The sequence below is a fragment of the Enterobacter sp. MGH120 genome, from assembly GCF_001037725.1.
Lineage (GTDB): Bacteria > Pseudomonadota > Gammaproteobacteria > Enterobacterales > Enterobacteriaceae > Enterobacter > Enterobacter hormaechei_C.
Map to the genome: position 1 here is coordinate 2099154 of NZ_KQ089940.1, position 18467 is coordinate 2117620.

Here is an 18467-nt window from a genome sequence, read left to right on the forward strand (position 1 = left end):
GCCATGAGAAGAGTTCTGACAACGCTGATGATTTTGCTGGTGGTGCTGGTGGCTGGCCTTTCAGCGTTGGTGCTGCTGGTTAACCCGAATGACTTCCGGGCCTACATGGTGCGGCAGGTGGAAGCGCGCAGCGGGTATGAACTCAAGCTGGACGGGCCGCTGCGCTGGCACGTCTGGCCTCAGCTCAGCATTCTCTCCGGACGTATGTCCCTCATCGCGCCGGGTGCCGCGCAGCCGCTGGTCACGGCGGATAACATGCGTCTTGATGTCGCGCTCATCCCGCTCTTATCCCATCAGCTCCAGGTTGAACAGGTGATGCTGAAAGGGGCGGTGATTCAGCTTACGCCGCAAACCGAAGCCGTTCGTCAGGCGGATGCTCCGGTCGCACCGCGTGAAAACACCTTGCCTGACGTCCCGTCTGACACCGGCTGGTCGTTCGATATTGGTAATCTGAAAGTTGCTGACAGCGTGCTGGTTTTCCAGCATGAAGATGACGAACAGATCACCGTACGCAATATCAACCTCAGGATGGAGCAGGATGCCAACCATCAAGCCACCATGGAGTTCTCCGGGCGGATCAACCGCAATCAGCGCGATCTCAACCTGTCGATGAACGCGAACGTGAACGCCTCTGATTATCCGCACCAGCTGACGGCGGACGTTCAGCAGCTTAACTGGCAGCTGACCGGCGCGGATTTACCCGCGAAGGGGATTGCCGGCCAGGGCACGATGCAGGCGGTGTGGCATGAAGAGCGCAAACAGCTCGAACTGAACGCGCTCAACCTCCAGGCCAACGACAGTGCCCTGAAGGGGCAGGCGAGCGTCACGCTTGATGAGAAACCTAAGTGGGTGCTGGATCTGCAATTCGACAAGCTGAACCTCGAGAACCTGCTTCCGCCCCAGCCGGTGAACGCGACCGATGAGGGAGCCACGCAGGTGGGGCAAAGCCAGGTCACGCAGTCGCGTCCGGTGATCTCCTCAAATCTCGATCAGCCTGACTACAACGGCCTGCGCGGATTCACCGCCGACATTCTGCTGAAAGCGAACAGCGTGCGCTGGCGTGGGATTGATTTTACTGACGTCAGCAGCCAGATGTTCAACCACAACGGCCTGCTGGTCATCTCCGAGCTCAGCGGAAAAATGGGAGCAGGGAACCTCTCCCTGCCGGGCACGCTGGATGTACGCAAAGACGTTGCCAGCGCCGCGTTCCAGCCGCGTCTGGAAAACGTTGAGATTGGCACCATCCTGAAAGCCTTTAATTACCCGATTGCCCTCACGGGGCAGCTGTCGCTGGCAGGGGATTTCTCTGGTACGAAGATTGATGCGGACGCTTTCCGTCGTAGCTGGCAGGGGCAGGCGCACGTTGAGCTGAAAGATTCGCGCATGGAAGGGCTGAACTTCCAGCAGCTGGTGCAGCAGGCGGTAGAGCGCAGCAGCAGCGTGAAAGCGAATGAAAACTACGACAGCGCAACCCGTCTGGACAGCTTTACCAGCGAGCTTGCCCTCGACAACGGTCAGCTCTCGCTGGACGACATGCAGGGGACTTCGTCACTGCTGGCGCTGACCGGAACCGGCGCGCTGGATCTGGTGAAAGAGACGGCAGACACCCGCTTCAACGTCCGCGTGAAGGCTGGCTGGGAAGGCGAAGGCCAGCTTGTGGAGTTCCTGAAAGAGACGCCGATACCGCTGCGCGTGTACGGAAAATGGCAGGAGTTGAATTACAGTTTGCAGGTCGATCAGATCCTTCGGAAGCACCTTCAGGATGAAGCGAAACGTCGGCTGAATGACTGGGCGGACCGCAATAAAGAGTCTCAGTCAGGTAAGGACGTGAAAAAGCTGCTCGATAAGCTGTGATGCCTGTTGTGCCGGGTGGCGGCTTTGTCTTACCCGGCCTATAAAAGCCAGACACCGTAGGCCGGGTAAGCGAAGCGCCACCCGGCTTTTTTACACCTCAAAATCCATCTCATCTTCACCGCGCAGCGGTATCAGCTGCACCTTCTGCACGCGATGGCTCTCTACCTGCAAGGTTTTGATCATGTAATCCCCCACCTGGACCTCTTCGCCCGGCTGCGGAATACGTTGCAGATATTCCATCAGCAAACCGGCGATGGTGTGGTATTCGCGCTTCTCATCCAGCGGAAGCGGAACGAACTGCACCAGATCTTCGAGCGGCATATGGCCGTTGGCGGTCCAGCTGCCGTCGGCGTTTTTCTGAATATCGTGACGCGCATCGATCTCATCCACCTCATTAGGCAGATTACCGGCGATGGTTTCCATCACGTCGCTGAGCGTTACCAGCCCTTCCACAGAACCAAACTCATCAACGACAAACGCGAAGTGGGTACGAGCGTTGCGGAACTGCTCCAGCGCGGAGAGCAGCGGCAGCGCTTCCGGGAAGACCAGCGGCTGGCGCACCAGCGCCCGCAGGTTGAGCGGCTCGCCGTGGAGCTGCTGTTGCAGGAGGTCAATCACGTGTACCACGCCCAGCAGCTCTTCTTCCTCTTCACCGCCGGTCACGACCACGCGGGTGTGCTGGTTTTTATCCAGCAGGGCGCGGATCTGCTCTTCCGGCGCCGTCAGGTCAATATGCTCAATGTCATGGCGGGAGGTCATGATACTGCTCACCGAGCGCTGGTTGAGGTTAAGCACGCGCTCTATCATCCGGCGTTCCTGCGGGTTGAAGATCTGCCCGTCGCTGTGGTCGGCAAGCATCGCCGCGGATTCAGCATCCAGCTCGGCATCCTCTTTTTTGCCGCTCAGCAGGCGCATCACCGTATCTGCGGTGCGCTGTCGTAATGTCTGGTTCGCGGAGAGAAAACGGCGACGGTTGAAAATGGCCAGCTGGTTGAGAAACTCAATCAGCACCGAGAAACCAATGGCGGCGTACAGATACCCTTTCGGGATATGGAAGCCAAAACCATCCGCCACCAGGCTAAAGCCAATCATCAGCAGGAAGCTCAGACAGAGGATGACGATAGTCGGGTGACTGTTCACGAAGCGCGTCAGGGCTTTACTGGCGAGCACCATCAGGGTGATGGCGATGATCACCGCGGCCATCATCACCGCCAGATGGTCAACCATCCCGACGGCCGTGATCACGGAGTCGAGAGAAAAGACGGCATCCAGCACCACTATCTGCGCGACCACTGGCCAGAATTTTGCACCGCGTCGCTGGGTGGGGTTTTCACTGTCTTTTCCTTCCAGCCGCTCATTAAGCTCAACCGTGGCTTTGAACAGCAGGAACAATCCGCCGAAAAGCATGATCAGGTCGCGGGCGCTAAAGCTCAGACCCTGCACGCTGAATAAGGGTTTGGTCAGCGTCACCAGCCAGGAGATTGAGGCCAGTAACAGCAAACGCATCACCATGGCGAGCAGAAGACCCGTCACGCGGGCGCGGTCGCGTTGTGAAGGGGGTAATTTATCGGCAAGGATGGCGATAAACACCAGGTTATCAATGCCGAGCACTAATTCGATGACGACCAGCGTCACCAGCCCGGCCCAGATTGATGGATCGGCAATCCATTCCATAGTAAATGCAATACCTTCTGTTATATGACTAATGTCACACTTCGATCATGGATAAAGCCGACGGAAATTGCAATGCCGGGGTGAGATTTCTCTTAATGCTACACTCAGGTAAACCCCATTTGCCGGGCGGTGTAAATAAGTTAATTGCGAAGATTTAATTACATAAGACGATATTTAGGATATATCGCAATAAATGGTCCGGCGATCTATTTTGTCAATATAAAGAAAATCCGAAAACCTTAAAACTTTGCTCTTAATATTAATCTTAAAAACGAATATTAGGACGGTTGTCTCCTTGCCTGCTATTAGGTTAGCTGCAACAATTCTTCCAGCATCAAATGTTAAATCTCCTTGTTGCTATTTTTGTTTCGGTCTTTGGTGAAGGTTATACATTATCAATCGCCCCTGTGAGGCGTTTGATATATTTCGCAAAAGGCCTTATCCAAGAGGGTGTCTAACCATAACGCATTGTTTAGTCAGTGGATTGGTAACTGAAAGCCAAGGGCGGTAGCGTGCCTGAAAGCGTGTGAATCAGCCTCAATTATTCTGTCAATAGCCAATGGATGAATAAGCTTTTTTTAGGACTGATGCCAGTTATATTGCTAAATGATTAACTGCTTTCTGATTGTCACCACGACCCGCGCTTATTTTAATTGCACAGGATAATTACTCTGCCAAAGTGATAAATAATCAATGATGAAATCCAAAATGAAATTGATGCCATTATTGGTGTCTGTGACCTTGATGAGTGGTTGCACGGTCTTTCCCGGCAGCAATATGTCGACAATGGGCAAGGATGTGATTAAACAGCAGGATGCTGATTTTGATCTCGACAAAATGGTGAATGTGTATCCATTAACCCCACGTCTGGTGGAACAATTACGCCCACGTCCAAATGTTGCTCAGCCAAATATGTCTCTGGACCAGGAAATTGCCTCTTACCAGTATCGCGTGGGTCCGGGTGACGTCATTAACGTGACCGTCTGGGATCACCCTGAACTGACCACGCCTGCGGGCCAGTACCGCAGCTCAAGTGACACCGGTAACTGGGTACAGTCCGATGGCACCATGTTCTATCCCTACATTGGCAAAGTGCACGTCGCGGGCAAAACGCTTGCTGAGATCCGTAGTGATATTACCGGCCGCCTGGCGCAGTACATTGCTGACCCGCAGGTGGACGTTAATATCGCCGCGTTCCGATCCCAGAAAGCCTATATCTCTGGCCAGGTCAATAAATCCGGCCAGCAGGCGATCACCAACGTCCCGCTCACCGTTCTCGATGCGATCAATGCCGCAGGCGGCTTAACCGACGGCGCTGACTGGCGCAACGTGGTGCTGACCCACAACGGCAAAGAGCAGCGCATTTCGCTTCAGGCGCTGATGCAAAACGGTGACCTGACCCAGAACCGCCTCCTTTATCCGGGCGATATTCTGTACGTGCCGCGCAACGACGATCTGAAAGTGTTCGTGATGGGTGAAGTGAAGAAACAGAGCACCCTCAAGATGGACTTCAGCGGTATGACCCTGACCGAAGCGCTGGGCAATGCGGAAGGCATCGATCTGACCGCCTCCAACGCCAGCGGTATCTTCGTGATCCGTCCTATCAAAGGCGAGAACGCGAAGGGCAAAATTGCCAACATCTACCAGCTGGATATGTCCGACGCGACGTCGCTGGTCATGGCAACGTCGTTCCGTCTCCAGCCGTACGATGTGGTCTATGTCACCACCGCGCCGGTTGCCCGCTGGAACCGTCTGATCAACCAGTTGCTGCCTACCATCAGTGGCGTTCGCTACATGACGGATACGGCGAGCGACGTTCATAACTGGTAAGCCGCGATGTTTAACAAAATTCTGGTGGTGTGCGTGGGGAACATTTGCCGTTCCCCCACGGCTGAAAGGCTGTTGAAAAATTACCAGCCTGCGTTAACGGTCGACTCCGCAGGGCTGGGCGCGCTGGTAGGAAAAGGTGCCGACGAACGTGCCGCAAGCGTTGCCCTTGAGCATAACCTCTCACTCGACGGGCACGTTGCCCGTCAGGTCTCTGGCCGGATGTGCCGGGAATATGACCTGATCCTCGCGATGGAAAAACGCCACATTCACGCGCTGTGCGATATCGCACCGGAGATGCGCGGCAAGGTGATGCTGTTTGGTCACTGGGATGGTGAGCGCGAAATTCCCGATCCGTATCGCAAGAGCCGCGAGGCCTTTGAGGCGGTATACACCTTACTAGATCAGTCTGCCCGTCAGTGGGCGCAGGCACTGAAAGCTCAGCAGGGATAACAATGACAGAAAAAACAAGACCTTCTGCCGCCCCGACGTCGGGCAGTGATGAAATCGATATCGGTCGCCTGGTCGGGACCGTTATTGAAGCGAAATGGTGGGTGCTGGGTATTACCGCCATCTTTGCCGTGGCGGCGATCGTTTATACGCTGTTCGCGACGCCTATTTACAGCGCCGACGCGCTGGTGCAGATCGAACAAAATACCGGAAACTCGCTGGTTCAGGATATCGGCTCGGCGCTGGCCAACAAGCCGCCGGCATCGGAAGCCGAAATTCAGCTGATTCAGTCGCGCCTGGTACTGGGCAAAACGGTTCACGATCTGGGGCTGGATATCGCGGTCACCAAAAATACCTTCCCGGTGTTTGGCGCAGGCTGGGATCGCCTGATGGGTCGCAGTAACGATACGGTAAAAGTGACTGACTTCGTGATCCCAAAAGGGGCAGGGGACCAAACCTTTACCCTGACCGTGCTGGGACCAAAACAGTATCAGCTGACCAGCGACGCGGGCTTCAGCGCACGCGGCGAGGTGGGGCAGATGCTGACCAAAGAGGGCGTCAGCATCAAGGTCAGCGCAATTCAGGCGCATGAGGGCGGGGAGTTTACGGTCACCAAATTCTCGACGCTCGGGATGATCAACAACCTGCAAAACAACCTGACCGTCACCGAAAACGGCAAGGACACCGGCGTTCTGAGCATGACCTTCACCGGTGAAGACAAGGATCAAATCCGCGACATCCTTAATAGCATTACCCGCAACTATCTTGAGCAGAACGTTGAGCGCAAGTCAGCGGAAGCCGCAAAAAGCCTGGCGTTCCTCAGTAAACAGCTGCCGGAGGTGCGCGCCCGTCTGGATGACGCTGAGAACAAGCTGAACGCGTACCGTCAGGATAAGGATTCCGTCGATCTGCCGCTGGAGGCGAAATCGGTTCTCGACTCCATGGTGAATATTGATGCGCAGCTGAACGAGCTGACCTTCAAAGAGGCGGAGATTTCCAAGCTCTATACCAAACGTCACCCGGCGTACCGCACGCTGCTGGAGAAACGTCGTACCCTGGAAGAAGAGAAGGCGAAGCTGAATGACCGCGTGACCGCGATGCCGAAGACGCAGCAGGAAATTGTACGCCTGACGCGTGATGTGGAATCCGGCCAGCAGGTTTACATGCAGCTGCTGAACAAACAGCAGGAGCTGAAAATCACCGAAGCCAGCACCGTCGGCGACGTGCGTATCGTTGACCCGGCGATTACCCAGCCGGGCGTGCTGAAGCCGAAGAAAGCGCTGATTATCCTCGGCAGTATTATTCTCGGCCTGATGCTTTCCATCGTCGGCGTGCTGCTGCGCTCGCTGTTCAACCGCGGTATCGAAAGCCCGCAGGTGCTGGAAGAGAACGGGATCAGCGTGTACGCCAGCATCCCGCTCTCCGAGTGGCAGAAGTCCCGTGACAGCGTGAAAACCGTTAAGGGCGTCAAGCGTTACAAACAGAGCCAGCTGCTGGCCGTGGGTAACCCGACTGACCTGGCGATTGAAGCGGTGCGCAGCCTGCGTACCAGCCTCCACTTCGCCATGATGCAGGCCAAAAACAACGTCCTGATGATGACCGGTGTCAGCCCGTCAATCGGTAAAACCTTCGTCTGCGCCAACCTGGCGGCGGTGGTGAGCCAGACCAACAAGCGCGTGCTGTTGATCGACTGCGATATGCGTAAGGGCTACACCCATGAGCTGCTGGGGACCAACAACGTTAACGGTCTGTCGGAAATCCTGCTCGGTAAAGGGGAAATCAGCGAGAGCGCCAAGCCGACGTCGATTCCGAAATTTGACCTGATCCCGCGTGGCCAGGTGCCGCCGAACCCGTCTGAACTGCTGATGAGCGAGCGCTTCACGCAGCTGATTGAGTGGGCGAGCAAAAACTACGACCTGGTGCTGATCGATACCCCACCAATTCTGGCGGTCACCGACGCCGCCGTGGTAGGGCGTCATGCGGGCACCACGCTGATGGTCGCACGCTATGCGGTGAACACCCTGAAGGAAGTGGAAACCAGCCTGAGCCGCTTTGAGCAGAACGGTATTGAGGTGAAGGGGGTCATTCTGAACTCCATCTTCCGCCGCGCGACCGGGTATCAGGATTACGGCTACTACGAGTACGAATACAAGTCTGACAGTAAATAATAATCCCCCTCATCCTAACCCTCTCCCCAGGGGGGAGAGAGGACTGCATGGTGCAGCTTTTCTCCCTCTCCCTCCGGGAGAGGGTCGGGGTGAGGGATAAGGGGAAGACCATGACCACACAACGCCCTTTGATTTCTATCTATATGCCGACATGGAATCGTCAGCAGCTGGCGATCCGCGCGATTAAATCGGTCCTGCGTCAGGATTACGATAACTGGGAACTGATTATCGTGGATGACTGTTCCTCCTCTTACGAACAACTGCAAAAGTTTGTTGAAGACCTGAACGACCCGCGCGTGGTGTACACCCACAACGCCATCAACTCCGGGGCGTGTGCGGTGCGCAACCAGGCGATTATGCAGGCGAAAGGGCAGTATCTGACCGGTATCGACGACGATGACGAATGGACGCCAAACCGTCTGTCGATCTTCCTGTCGCACAAAGCGCAGCTGGTGACCCACGCGTTTCTGTATGCCAATGACTATGTCTGCCAGGGCGAGGTCTATTCGCAGCCGGCCAGCCTGCCGCTGTATCCGAAATCACCGTATTCCCGCCGCCTGTTCTACAAGCGCAACATTATTGGCAACCAGGTGTTTACCTGGGCATGGCGCTTTAAGGAGTGCCTGTTCGACACCGAGCTGAAGGCCGCGCAGGATTACGACATCTTCCTGCGGATGGTGGTGGAGTACGGCGAGCCGTGGAAAGTGGAAGAGGCCACGCAGATCCTGCACATCAATCACGGGGAGATGCAAATCACCTCGTCGCCGAAGAAATTCTCGGGCTACTTCCATTTTTACCGCAAGCACAAGGACAAGTTTGACCGTGCCAGCCGGAAGTATCAGCTCTTCACCCTGTATCAGATCCGTAACAAGCGCATGAACTGGCGCACGCTGCTGACGCTGCTGTCGGTACGTAACGGCAAGCGTCTGGCTGACGGGCTTCGGGGGAAATAATGTTTCTGGAAGATTGCCGCGCTAACAGTTGGAGCCTGCGCCCGTGCTGCATGGTTCTGGCCTACCGTATTGCGCATTTTTGCTCGGTGTGGCGCAAAAAAAATGTGCTGAACAATATCTGGGCCGCGCCGGTGCTGGTGCTGTACCGCATCATCACCGAATGCTTTTTTGGCTATGAAATTCAGGCCGCAGCCACCATTGGCCGCCGCTTTACCATTCATCACGGCTATGCGGTGGTCATCAACAAGTTCGTCGTCGCGGGTGATGATTTCACCATTCGCCACGGGGTGACAATCGGCAACCGCGGGCCGGACAGCCTGGCCTGCCCGGTGATTGGCAATAACGTCGAGCTGGGCGCCAACGTGGTGATGATCGGGGACATTACCGTGGGCAATAACGTGACGATTGGCGCAGGCAGCGTGGTGCTGGACAGCATTCCGGACAACGCGCTGGTGGTGGGCGAGAAAGCCCGCGTGAAGGTGATTAAATGAACATTCTGCAATTTAACGTACGCCTCGCAGAGGGCGGGGCGGCAGGCGTAGCGCTGGATCTGCACCAGCGCGCGCTGCAAAAAGGACTCCAGTCGCGCTTTGTTTACGGTTACGGCAAAGGCGGCAAGAAAAGCGTCAGCCATGATAACTTTCCGCAGGTGCTGAAGCAGACGCCACGTCTGACCTCCATCGCCAATATTGCGCTGTTCCGCCTGTTTAACCGCGACCTGTTCGGCAACCTGAATAATCTCTACCGCACCGTCACCCGCACCCGCGGCCCGGTGGTGTTGCACTTCCACGTGCTGCACAGCTACTGGCTGAATCTGGAAGAGGTGGTGGCGTTTTGTGGCAAGGTCAAGGCGCACAAGCCGGATACCCGATTCGTCTGGACGCTGCACGACCACTGGAGCGTGACCGGACGTTGCGCCTTTACCGACGGCTGCGAAGGCTGGAAAGATAACTGCCAGAAATGCCCTACGCTCAGCAACTACCCGCCGGTGAAGGTCGATCGCGCGCATCAGCTGGTTGAGGGTAAGCGTCAGCTGTTCCGCGATATGCTCTCGCTCGGTTGCACCTTTATCTCCCCAAGCCAGCACGTGGCGGATGCTTTTAATAGCCTGTACGGGGCAGGGCGCTGCCAGATCATCAACAACGGTATTGATGTGGCGACGGAAGCGATCCTGGCCGAACTGACGCCCGTAGCCGTTACCCCCGGTAAGCCGAAAATTGCGGTCGTCGCCCATGACCTGCGCTACGACGGCAAAACCAACCAGCAGCTGGTGCGCGACATGATGGCGCTCGGCGACAAAATTGAGCTGCATACCTTTGGCAAATTCTCGCCGTTCGAAGGCGCTAACGTGGTGAACCACGGGTTTGAAACCGACAAGCGTAAACTGATGAGCGCGCTCAACGGTATGGACGCGCTGGTGTTCAGTTCCCGCGTGGACAACTACCCGCTGATCCTGTGCGAAGCGCTCTCCATCGGCGTGCCGGTGATTGCCACCCACAGCGACGCCGCGCGGGAAGTGCTGGAGAAATCCGGCGGTAAAACCTTAAGTGAAAACGAGGTGCTGCCGCTGGTGCAGTTGTCGAAGGCCGATATCGCGCAGGCTGTTTTTGGCACGGACCTGGAATCGTTCCGCAACCGTAGCCGCAAAGCGTACAGTGGACAACAGATGCTGGAGGAGTATGTCTCGTTCTATCAGAATCTGTAGTTATCTGCTGCTGCCGCTGATCTACCTGCTGGTCAACGTCAAGATTGCCCAGCTCGGTGAAAGCTTCCCGATCACTATCGTCACCTTCCTGCCGGTTCTGCTGTTGCTTTACGTTGACAAGCTTAACCTCAAAAAGCTGATGATTTCACTGGGCATCGGGTTTGGTCTGACGGCGTTTAACTACATCTTTGGTCAGTCGCTGGACGCCAGCAAATATGTCACCTCCACCATGCTGTTTGTTTATATCGTTATCATTATTGGCATGGTGTGGAGTATTCGCTTTAAAACTATTTCTCCGCACAATTATAGGAAAATCCTCAGGTTCTTTTATATTGTCGTCGGGCTGATTGTTGTGCTTGCGGCAATGGAGATGGCGCAAATTATTCTCACAGGCGGCAGTAGCCTGATGGAAATAATTTCGAAATATCTTATATACAGTAACAGCTATGTACTGAACTTCATTAAGTTTGGTGGCAAGCGTACAACCGCGCTCTATTTTGAACCGGCGTTTTTTGCTCTGGCATTAATCTCAATTTGGCTCAGCATCAAACAGTTCGGTATCAAAACCCCCAAGACCGATGCTATGATTCTTGCAGGAATCGTTCTGTCAGGGTCGTTCTCCGGGGTAATGACGTTTATTCTGTTTTACCTGCTGGAGTGGGCGTTCCAGTACCTGAACAAAGAGGCGATTAAGAAAAAACTGCCGCTGGCGATAATCTCTCTGACGGTATTTTTAGTGGGCGTAATATTTGCGTTTCCGTACATTTCTGAACGTCTGGGTGATTTGGGAACGGAAGGTTCGTCGTCCTATTATCGCATCATTGGTCCACTGGTGATGGTGGGTTATTCCTTAACCCATATTGATGGCGTAGTAAGATTCGGCTCACTTTACGAATATGTTGCATCATTCGGAATCTTTAACGGTGCGGATGTCGGTAAAACCATAGACAATGGTCTGTATCTGTTAATTATCTATTTTTCCTGGTTCGCCGTACTGTTGACACTGTGGTATCTGTTTAAAGTTTTCAAAATGATGATTAACGCGTTTGGTGATAACCAGAACTTTCGCGTGCAACTTTATCTGTTCACACCGGTGTCGTTGTTTTTTACCGGGTCAATATTTAGCCCGGAATATGCATTCTTAATTGTATGTCCGTTTATTTTGCGCAAAGCGCTGAATATTACGAGCGTATGAAGAAATGAGGTGATTTATGTTTCTTAGCGTCATTACTGTCGCCTTTCGTAACTACGAAGGGGTGGTAAAAACCTGGCGCTCGCTGCGCAACCTGGCGCGCGATCCGAGCCTCACCTTTGAGTGGATCGTGGTCGATGGCGGCTCGAACGACGGCACGGCGGAGTTCCTGGAAAAACTCAACGGTGAGTTCAACTTACGTTACATCAGCGAGAAAGATAAAGGCATTTACGATGCCATGAATAAAGGCATCAACATGGCGCAGGGGCGTTACGCCATCTTCCTCAATTCCGGCGATGTGTTCCATGAAGATGTGGCGCTGTTTGCCCGTCAGCTGGCGCGCCAGAAAGAAGATGCCATGTTTATTGGTGATGCGCTGCTTGATTTCGGCGAGGGGAAAAAAGTGCTGCGCGGCGCGAAACCAGGCTGGTATATCTACCACAGCCTGCCGGCCAGCCATCAGGCTATTTTCTTCCCAATGAGCGGCCTGAAAAAACAGCCTTACGATTTGCGCTATAAAGTGTCATCAGATTATGCCCTGGCCGCCAGCCTGTACAAATCTGGCTACCCGTTCCGTCGAATTAAAGGACTGGTATCTGAATTTTCAATGGGTGGCGTGTCAACCTCGAATAATCTGGAACTGTGCCAGGATGCCAAAAACGTGCAGCGTAAAATATTACGCGTGCCGGGGTTCTGGGCGGAATTATCTTATTTCTTACGTCTGAAAACGACGGGTAAAGCGAAAGCCTTATATAACAAAGCCTGAGATATAAGGAAACGTAATGCAGGAATTAAATGGATTCTCCGTGCCGAAAGGTTTTCGGGGCGGGAGCGGTATTAAAGTTCAACTGTGGTGGGCTGTACAGGCAACGTTATTTGCCTGGTCGCCGCAAATACTGTACCGCTGGCGCGCATTTTTACTGCGTCTGTTTGGCGCAAAAATAGGAAAAAACGTAGTCATTCGACCTTCGGTGAAAATTACTTATCCCTGGAAATTAACGCTTGGGGATTACGCCTGGGTTGGGGATGACGCGGTGTTATATACCCTTGGCGAGATTACGATTGGCGCAAATTCGGTGGTTTCACAGAAGTGTTATTTGTGCACCGGCAGCCACGATTTTATGAGCCCGCATTTTGATATTACCGCTTCGCCAATTGTGATTGGTGAAAAATGCTGGCTGGCAACAGATGTCTTTGTTGCACCCGGTGTTTCTGTTGGCGATGGCACGGTAGTCGGTGCCCGCAGCAGCGTTTTTAAATCGCTACCGGCAAATAAAATTTGCCGTGGCAACCCCGCAGTGGTGATACGCGAACGCGTTGAAACTGAAAAACTTTGATAAGTACAGAGGAATATAAACATGTCTAAAGTCGCTCTCATCACCGGCGTTACCGGACAAGATGGTTCTTACCTGGCAGAATTGCTGCTGGAAAAAGGGTATGAAGTTCACGGTATTAAGCGTCGTGCCTCTTCATTCAACACCGAGCGTGTCGATCACATTTACCAGGATCCGCATGCGGCAAACCCGAAATTCCATCTGCACTACGGCGACCTGACCGATACCTCCAACCTGACCCGCATCCTGCAAGAAGTACAGCCGGACGAAGTGTACAACCTGGGGGCAATGAGCCACGTTGCGGTTTCCTTCGAGTCCCCGGAGTACACCGCTGACGTGGATGCGATGGGTACGCTGCGTCTGCTGGAAGCGATTCGCTTCCTTGGTCTTGAGAAGAAAACCCGCTTCTACCAGGCATCTACCTCTGAGCTGTACGGTCTGGTGCAGGAAATTCCGCAGAAAGAGACCACGCCGTTCTACCCACGTTCTCCGTACGCTGTGGCGAAACTGTACGCTTACTGGATCACCGTGAACTACCGTGAATCCTACGGCATGTACGCCTGTAACGGCATTCTGTTCAACCACGAATCTCCGCGTCGCGGCGAAACCTTCGTGACCCGCAAAATCACCCGCGCGATCGCCAACATCGCTCAGGGCCTGGAGTCTTGCCTGCACCTCGGCAACATGGATTCCCTGCGTGACTGGGGCCATGCGAAAGACTACGTGAAAATGCAGTGGATGATGTTGCAGCAGGAACAGCCAGAAGACTTCGTGATCGCGACCGGCGTGCAGTACTCCGTGCGTCAGTTCGTTGAGATGGCTGCGGCACAGCTGGGCATCAAGCTGCGCTTCGAAGGCACCGGCGTGGAAGAGAAGGGTATCGTTGTTTCCGTGACCGGCCACGACGCACCGGGCGTGAAGCCAGGCGACGTGATTGTCCAGGTTGATCCGCGTTACTTCCGTCCTGCTGAAGTGGAAACCCTGCTGGGCGACCCAACCAAAGCGCACGAGAAGCTGGGCTGGAAACCAGAAACCACCCTGCAAGAAATGGTATCCGAGATGGTGGCCAAAGATCTTGAAGCAGCGAAAAAACACTCCCTGCTCAAGTCTCATGGCTACGAGGTTGCCATCGCGCTGGAGTCCTGAGAATGACAAAACAACGTATTTTTGTCGCCGGTCATCGCGGAATGGTGGGTTCCGCGATTGTTCGCCAGCTGGAACAGCGCGGCGACGTTGAGGTGATTGTTCGCACCCGCGACGAGCTGAACCTGCTTGACAGCAAAGCGGTGCAGGACTTCTTCGCCAGCGAACGTATCGACCAGGTGTATCTGGCGGCGGCGAAGGTGGGCGGCATTGTCGCTAACAACACCTACCCGGCGGATTTCATCTACGAGAACATGATGATTGAGAGCAACATCATTCACGCGGCGCATCTGTACAACGTGAATAAGCTGCTGTTCCTCGGTTCATCCTGTATCTACCCGAAAATGGCGAAGCAGCCGATCGCCGAGAGCGAACTGTTGCAGGGCACGCTTGAAGCCACCAACGAGCCGTATGCGATTGCCAAAATTGCCGGGATCAAGCTGTGTGAATCCTACAACCGTCAGTATAACCGCGACTATCGCTCGGTGATGCCGACCAACCTGTACGGACCGCACGACAACTTCCACCCGAGCAATTCGCACGTGATCCCGGCGCTGCTGCGTCGTTTCCACGAGGCGACTGCCGAAAACGCCCCGGACGTGGTGGTGTGGGGCAGCGGTACGCCAATGCGTGAGTTCCTGCACGTGGACGACATGGCGGCGGCCAGCATTCACGTCATGGAGCTGGATCGCGAGGTGTGGCAGGAAAACACCGAGCCGATGCTGTCGCACATTAACGTCGGGACCGGCGTGGACTGCACCATTCGCGAGCTGGCGCAGACCATCGCGCAGGTGGTGGGCTACAAAGGACGCGTGGTGTTTGACGCCACCAAACCGGACGGCACGCCGCGCAAGCTGCTGGACGTGACCCGTCTGCATCAGCTGGGCTGGTATCACGAGGTCTCACTGGAGCAGGGGCTGGCCAGCACCTACCAGTGGTTCCTGGAAAACCAGCACCGCTTCCGGGGGTAATGATGTTTTTAAGTCAGGAAGATTTTGCCACGGTAGTGCGTTCCACTCCGCTGATCTCAATCGATTTGATCGTGGAGAATGAACGCGGCGAGTTCTTGCTGGGGAAACGAACCAATCGTCCTGCACAGGGCTTCTGGTTCGTGCCCGGCGGGCGCGTGCAGAAGGATGAGACGCTTACCGATGCGTTTGAGCGTCTCACTCTGGCGGAACTGGGCCTGCAACTGCCGATGGCAGCGGGCCAGTTTTACGGGGTCTGGCAGCACTTCTATGACGATAACTTTTCAGGCACCGGGTTCACCACGCACTACATCGTGCTGGGGTTCCGCCTGAAGGTGAGTGAGGCAGACCTGCGTCTGCCTGATTCTCAGCATGACGATTACCGCTGGTTAACGCCAGAGGCGCTGCTGGCAAGCGACAACGTCCATGACAACAGTCGGGCGTACTTCCTTGCGGAACGTCAGGCCGAGGTGCCAGGTCTATGAAAATCCTCGTCTACGGAATTAACTACTCGCCGGAGCTTACCGGTATCGGGAAATACACCGGCGAGATGGTCGAGTGGATGGCGAGCCAGGGACATGACGTGCGGGTGATTACTGCCCCGCCGTACTACCCGGAGTGGAAGGTAGGCGAACGCTATTCCAGCTGGCGCTACCGCCGCGAAGAGGGCGCCGCGACCGTCTGGCGCTGCCCGCTCTACGTGCCGAAACAGCCCTCGACGCTGAAACGTTTAATTCATCTGGGTAGCTTTGCCCTGAGCAGTTTCTTCCCGCTGATGGCGCAGCGTCGCTGGAAGCCGGATCGCATCATCGGCGTGGTGCCGACGCTGTTCTGCACGCCAGGCATGCGCCTGCTGGGCAAACTCTCCGGCGCGCGCACCCTGCTGCACATTCAGGATTATGAAGTGGACGCCATGCTCGGGCTGGGGATGGCCGGGAAAGGCAAGGGCGGCAAGGTGGCGAAGCTCGCCAGCGCCTTTGAGCGCAGCGGCCTGCACAACGTGGATTACGTCTCGACCATTTCGCGCTCGATGATGAACAAGGCGCAGGAGAAGGGCGTCCCGGCGGAAAAAGTGATTTTCTTTCCGAACTGGTCCGAAGTGGCGCGCTTCCGCGATGTGACAGACCAGGATGCGCAGGCGTTACGCGCGCAGCTCGGGTTGCCTGCTGAGCAAAAAATCATTCTTTACTCAGGCAACATCGGCGAAAAACAGGGGCTGGAGAGCGTGATTGACGCCGCGCTTCAGCTGAGCGAACACCCGTGGATGTTCGTGATAGTCGGGCAGGGCGGCGGTAAAGCGCGGCTGGAAAAAATGGCCAGCGAGCGCGGACTGACCAACATCCGCTTTTTCCCGCTTCAGTCTTATGACGCGCTGCCCGCGCTGCTGAAAATGGCGGATTGCCATCTGGTGGTGCAAAAACGCGGCGCGGCGGATGCGGTGCTGCCGTCCAAGCTGACCAACATTCTGGCAGTGGGCGGAAACGCGGTGATTACGGCAGAAGCCGCAACAGAATTAGGCCAGCTGTGCAACAGCTACCCGGGCATTGCCGTTTGTGTGGAGCCGGAATCGGTTCCTGCGCTGGTGACCGGAATTGAGCAGGCACTCGCCATGCCAAAAGAGAACACGGTGGCACGTGAATATGCCGAACGCACGCTCGAGAAAGAGAACGTGCTGAGCCAATTTATTGCAGATATACGGGGATAAATCATGAGTCAAACCACTTTGTATCCGGTCGTAATGGCGGGTGGATCCGGGAGCCGGTTGTGGCCACTGTCCCGCGTGCTTTATCCAAAACAATTTCTGTGCCTGAAAGGCGACCTCACCATGCTGCAAACGACGGTTAACCGTCTGCACGGCGTGGAGTGTGAAAGCCCGGTGGTGATCTGTAACGAACAGCACCGCTTTATCGTTGCCGAGCAGCTGCGCCAGCTGAACAAACTGACCGAAAATATCATTCTGGAGCCTGCCGGACGCAACACGGCGCCTGCCATTGCCCTCGCGGCGCTGGCGGCAAAACGCAGCAGCCCGGACTGCGACCCGCTGATGCTGGTGCTGGCGGCTGACCACGTCATCCAGCAGGAAGAGGCCTTCCGCGATGCGGTACGCGCCGCGATTCCTTACGCTGAGAACGGCAAGCTGGTGACCTTCGGCATCGTGCCGGATCTCCCGGAAACCGGCTATGGCTACATTCGCCGCGGCAGCGTTACGCCTGGTGAAGGCGACAGCGTGGCCTTTGACGTGGCGCAGTTTGTCGAAAAACCGAATCTGGAAACCGCGCAGGCGTACGTGGCCAGCGGGGAATACTACTGGAACAGCGGTATGTTCCTGTTCCGCGCCGGTCGCTACCTGGAAGAGCTGGAAAAATATCGCCCGGATATCTTGCGCGCCTGCGAAAAAGCGATGGCGGTGGTGGATCCGGATCTCGATTTTATCCGCGTGGACGAAGAAGCCTTCCTCGCCTGTCCGGAAGAGTCCATTGACTATGCGGTAATGGAACGTACGGCAGATGCGGTAGTGGTACCGATGGATGCGGGCTGGAGCGACGTCGGCTCGTGGTCGTCACTGTGGGAGATCAGCGCGCATACCCCGGAGGGTAACGTCCATCACGGGGATGTGATCAGCCACAAAACGGAAAACAGCTACGTCTACGCCGAATCTGGCCTCGTCACCACGGTAGGGGTGAAAGATCTGGTGGTCGTGCAGACCAAAGACGCGGTGCTGATTGCCGACCGTAATGCCGTGCAGGACGTTAAAAAAGTGGTGGAGCAGATCAAGGCCGATGGCCGCCACGAACACCATATTCACCGCGAAGTCTACCGCCCGTGGGGCAAATATGACTCCATCGACGCCGGCGAGCGTTACCAGGTGAAACGCATCACCGTGAAGCCGGGAGAAGGGCTGTCGGTGCAGATGCACCATCACCGCGCCGAACACTGGGTGGTGGTGGCGGGGACCGCCAAAGTGACCATCGACGGTGAAGTGAAGCTGCTCGGTGAAAACGAGTCCATTTATATTCCGCTGGGCGCCACGCACTGTCTGGAAAACCCGGGGAAAATTCCGCTCGACTTAATTGAGGTGCGTTCCGGCTCCTATCTGGAAGAGGACGACATCATCCGCTTCCAGGATCGCTACGGGCGCGTGTAGCACTCCGCATCATGCCCGGTGGCGCTGCGCTTTCCGGGCCTACGAATGACAAAA

At 55.5% G+C, this 18467-nt stretch carries 16 protein-coding genes; 15 read left to right on the forward strand and 1 reads right to left on the reverse strand.

Annotation, left to right across the window (positions count from 1 at the left end; all coding sequences use genetic code 11):
• The first annotated feature begins 3 nt into the window (after positions 1-3).
• On the forward strand, positions 4-1854 hold the full coding sequence (gene asmA / locus SK54_RS09890; RefSeq protein WP_048247108.1) for an outer membrane assembly protein AsmA: 1851 nt from the start codon (positions 4-6) through the stop codon (positions 1852-1854).
• 90 nt (positions 1855-1944) lie between these two features.
• Here asmA and SK54_RS09895 read toward each other — a convergent pair whose 3' ends face one another.
• Positions 1945-3528: a TerC family protein gene (locus tag SK54_RS09895; protein WP_015572372.1), complete on the reverse strand. Its 1584-nt coding sequence runs from the start codon at positions 3526-3528 to the stop codon at positions 1945-1947.
• 693 nt (positions 3529-4221) lie between these two features.
• Between SK54_RS09895 and SK54_RS09900 the strand changes: the two genes are divergently transcribed.
• The 14 genes from SK54_RS09900 to cpsB all read left to right on the forward strand — a co-directional run bounded on the left by SK54_RS09900 (position 4222) and on the right by cpsB (position 18413).
• Positions 4222-5358, forward strand: a complete 1137-nt coding sequence (locus SK54_RS09900; protein ID WP_003862079.1) for a polysaccharide export protein — start codon at positions 4222-4224, stop codon at positions 5356-5358.
• A 6-nt stretch (positions 5359-5364) separates the two neighbouring features.
• The gene (gene wzb / locus SK54_RS09905; RefSeq protein ID WP_003862078.1) at positions 5365-5808 is read left to right on the forward strand and encodes a low molecular weight protein-tyrosine-phosphatase Wzb; all 444 of its coding nucleotides are present in this window, start codon (positions 5365-5367) and stop codon (positions 5806-5808) included.
• 2 nt (positions 5809-5810) lie between these two features.
• A complete protein-coding gene (gene wzc / locus SK54_RS09910) occupies positions 5811-7973 on the forward strand; it encodes a tyrosine-protein kinase Wzc (RefSeq protein ID WP_015572374.1) in 2163 nt (720 codons plus the stop codon).
• Positions 7974-8083: 110 nt separating this feature from the next.
• The gene (gene wcaA, locus SK54_RS09915; RefSeq protein ID WP_017383272.1) at positions 8084-8926 is read left to right on the forward strand and encodes a colanic acid biosynthesis glycosyltransferase WcaA; all 843 of its coding nucleotides are present in this window, start codon (positions 8084-8086) and stop codon (positions 8924-8926) included.
• Positions 8926-9417: a colanic acid biosynthesis acetyltransferase WcaB gene (gene wcaB, locus SK54_RS09920; protein ID WP_003863505.1), complete on the forward strand. Its 492-nt coding sequence runs from the start codon at positions 8926-8928 to the stop codon at positions 9415-9417. The genes wcaA and wcaB overlap by 1 nt, the downstream gene beginning before the upstream one ends.
• Positions 9414-10631: a colanic acid biosynthesis glycosyltransferase WcaC gene (gene wcaC, locus SK54_RS09925; protein WP_048247110.1), complete on the forward strand. Its 1218-nt coding sequence runs from the start codon at positions 9414-9416 to the stop codon at positions 10629-10631. Before wcaB ends, wcaC begins: the two co-directional genes overlap by 4 nt.
• Positions 10606-11826: a colanic acid polymerase WcaD gene (gene wcaD / locus SK54_RS09930; RefSeq protein ID WP_015572375.1), complete on the forward strand. Its 1221-nt coding sequence runs from the start codon at positions 10606-10608 to the stop codon at positions 11824-11826. Before wcaC ends, wcaD begins: the two co-directional genes overlap by 26 nt.
• Before the next feature lie 16 nt (positions 11827-11842).
• On the forward strand, positions 11843-12589 hold the full coding sequence (gene wcaE / locus SK54_RS09935; RefSeq protein ID WP_003863510.1) for a colanic acid biosynthesis glycosyltransferase WcaE: 747 nt from the start codon (positions 11843-11845) through the stop codon (positions 12587-12589).
• A gap of 16 nt (positions 12590-12605) precedes the next feature.
• Positions 12606-13160, forward strand: a complete 555-nt coding sequence (wcaF, locus tag SK54_RS09940; protein ID WP_032671738.1) for a colanic acid biosynthesis acetyltransferase WcaF — start codon at positions 12606-12608, stop codon at positions 13158-13160.
• A gap of 21 nt (positions 13161-13181) precedes the next feature.
• Positions 13182-14303 (forward strand): GDP-mannose 4,6-dehydratase, encoded by a 1122-nt coding sequence (gene gmd / locus SK54_RS09945; RefSeq protein WP_003863514.1) that lies wholly within the window; start codon positions 13182-13184, stop codon positions 14301-14303.
• A gap of 2 nt (positions 14304-14305) precedes the next feature.
• On the forward strand, positions 14306-15271 hold the full coding sequence (locus SK54_RS09950) for a GDP-L-fucose synthase (protein ID WP_023303988.1): 966 nt from the start codon (positions 14306-14308) through the stop codon (positions 15269-15271).
• A 2-nt stretch (positions 15272-15273) separates the two neighbouring features.
• Positions 15274-15753 carry a GDP-mannose mannosyl hydrolase gene (locus SK54_RS09955; protein WP_065186924.1) on the forward strand — a complete coding sequence of 160 codons (480 nt, stop codon included), beginning with the start codon at positions 15274-15276 and terminating at the stop codon, positions 15751-15753.
• Entirely contained in the window at positions 15750-16973 is a 1224-nt protein-coding gene (wcaI, locus tag SK54_RS09960) for a colanic acid biosynthesis fucosyltransferase WcaI (RefSeq protein ID WP_022651482.1), read from the forward strand. Before SK54_RS09955 ends, wcaI begins: the two co-directional genes overlap by 4 nt.
• A 3-nt stretch (positions 16974-16976) precedes the next feature.
• Positions 16977-18413 (forward strand): mannose-1-phosphate guanyltransferase, encoded by a 1437-nt coding sequence (cpsB, locus tag SK54_RS09965; protein ID WP_017693088.1) that lies wholly within the window; start codon positions 16977-16979, stop codon positions 18411-18413.
• Positions 18414-18467 lie beyond the last annotated feature (54 nt).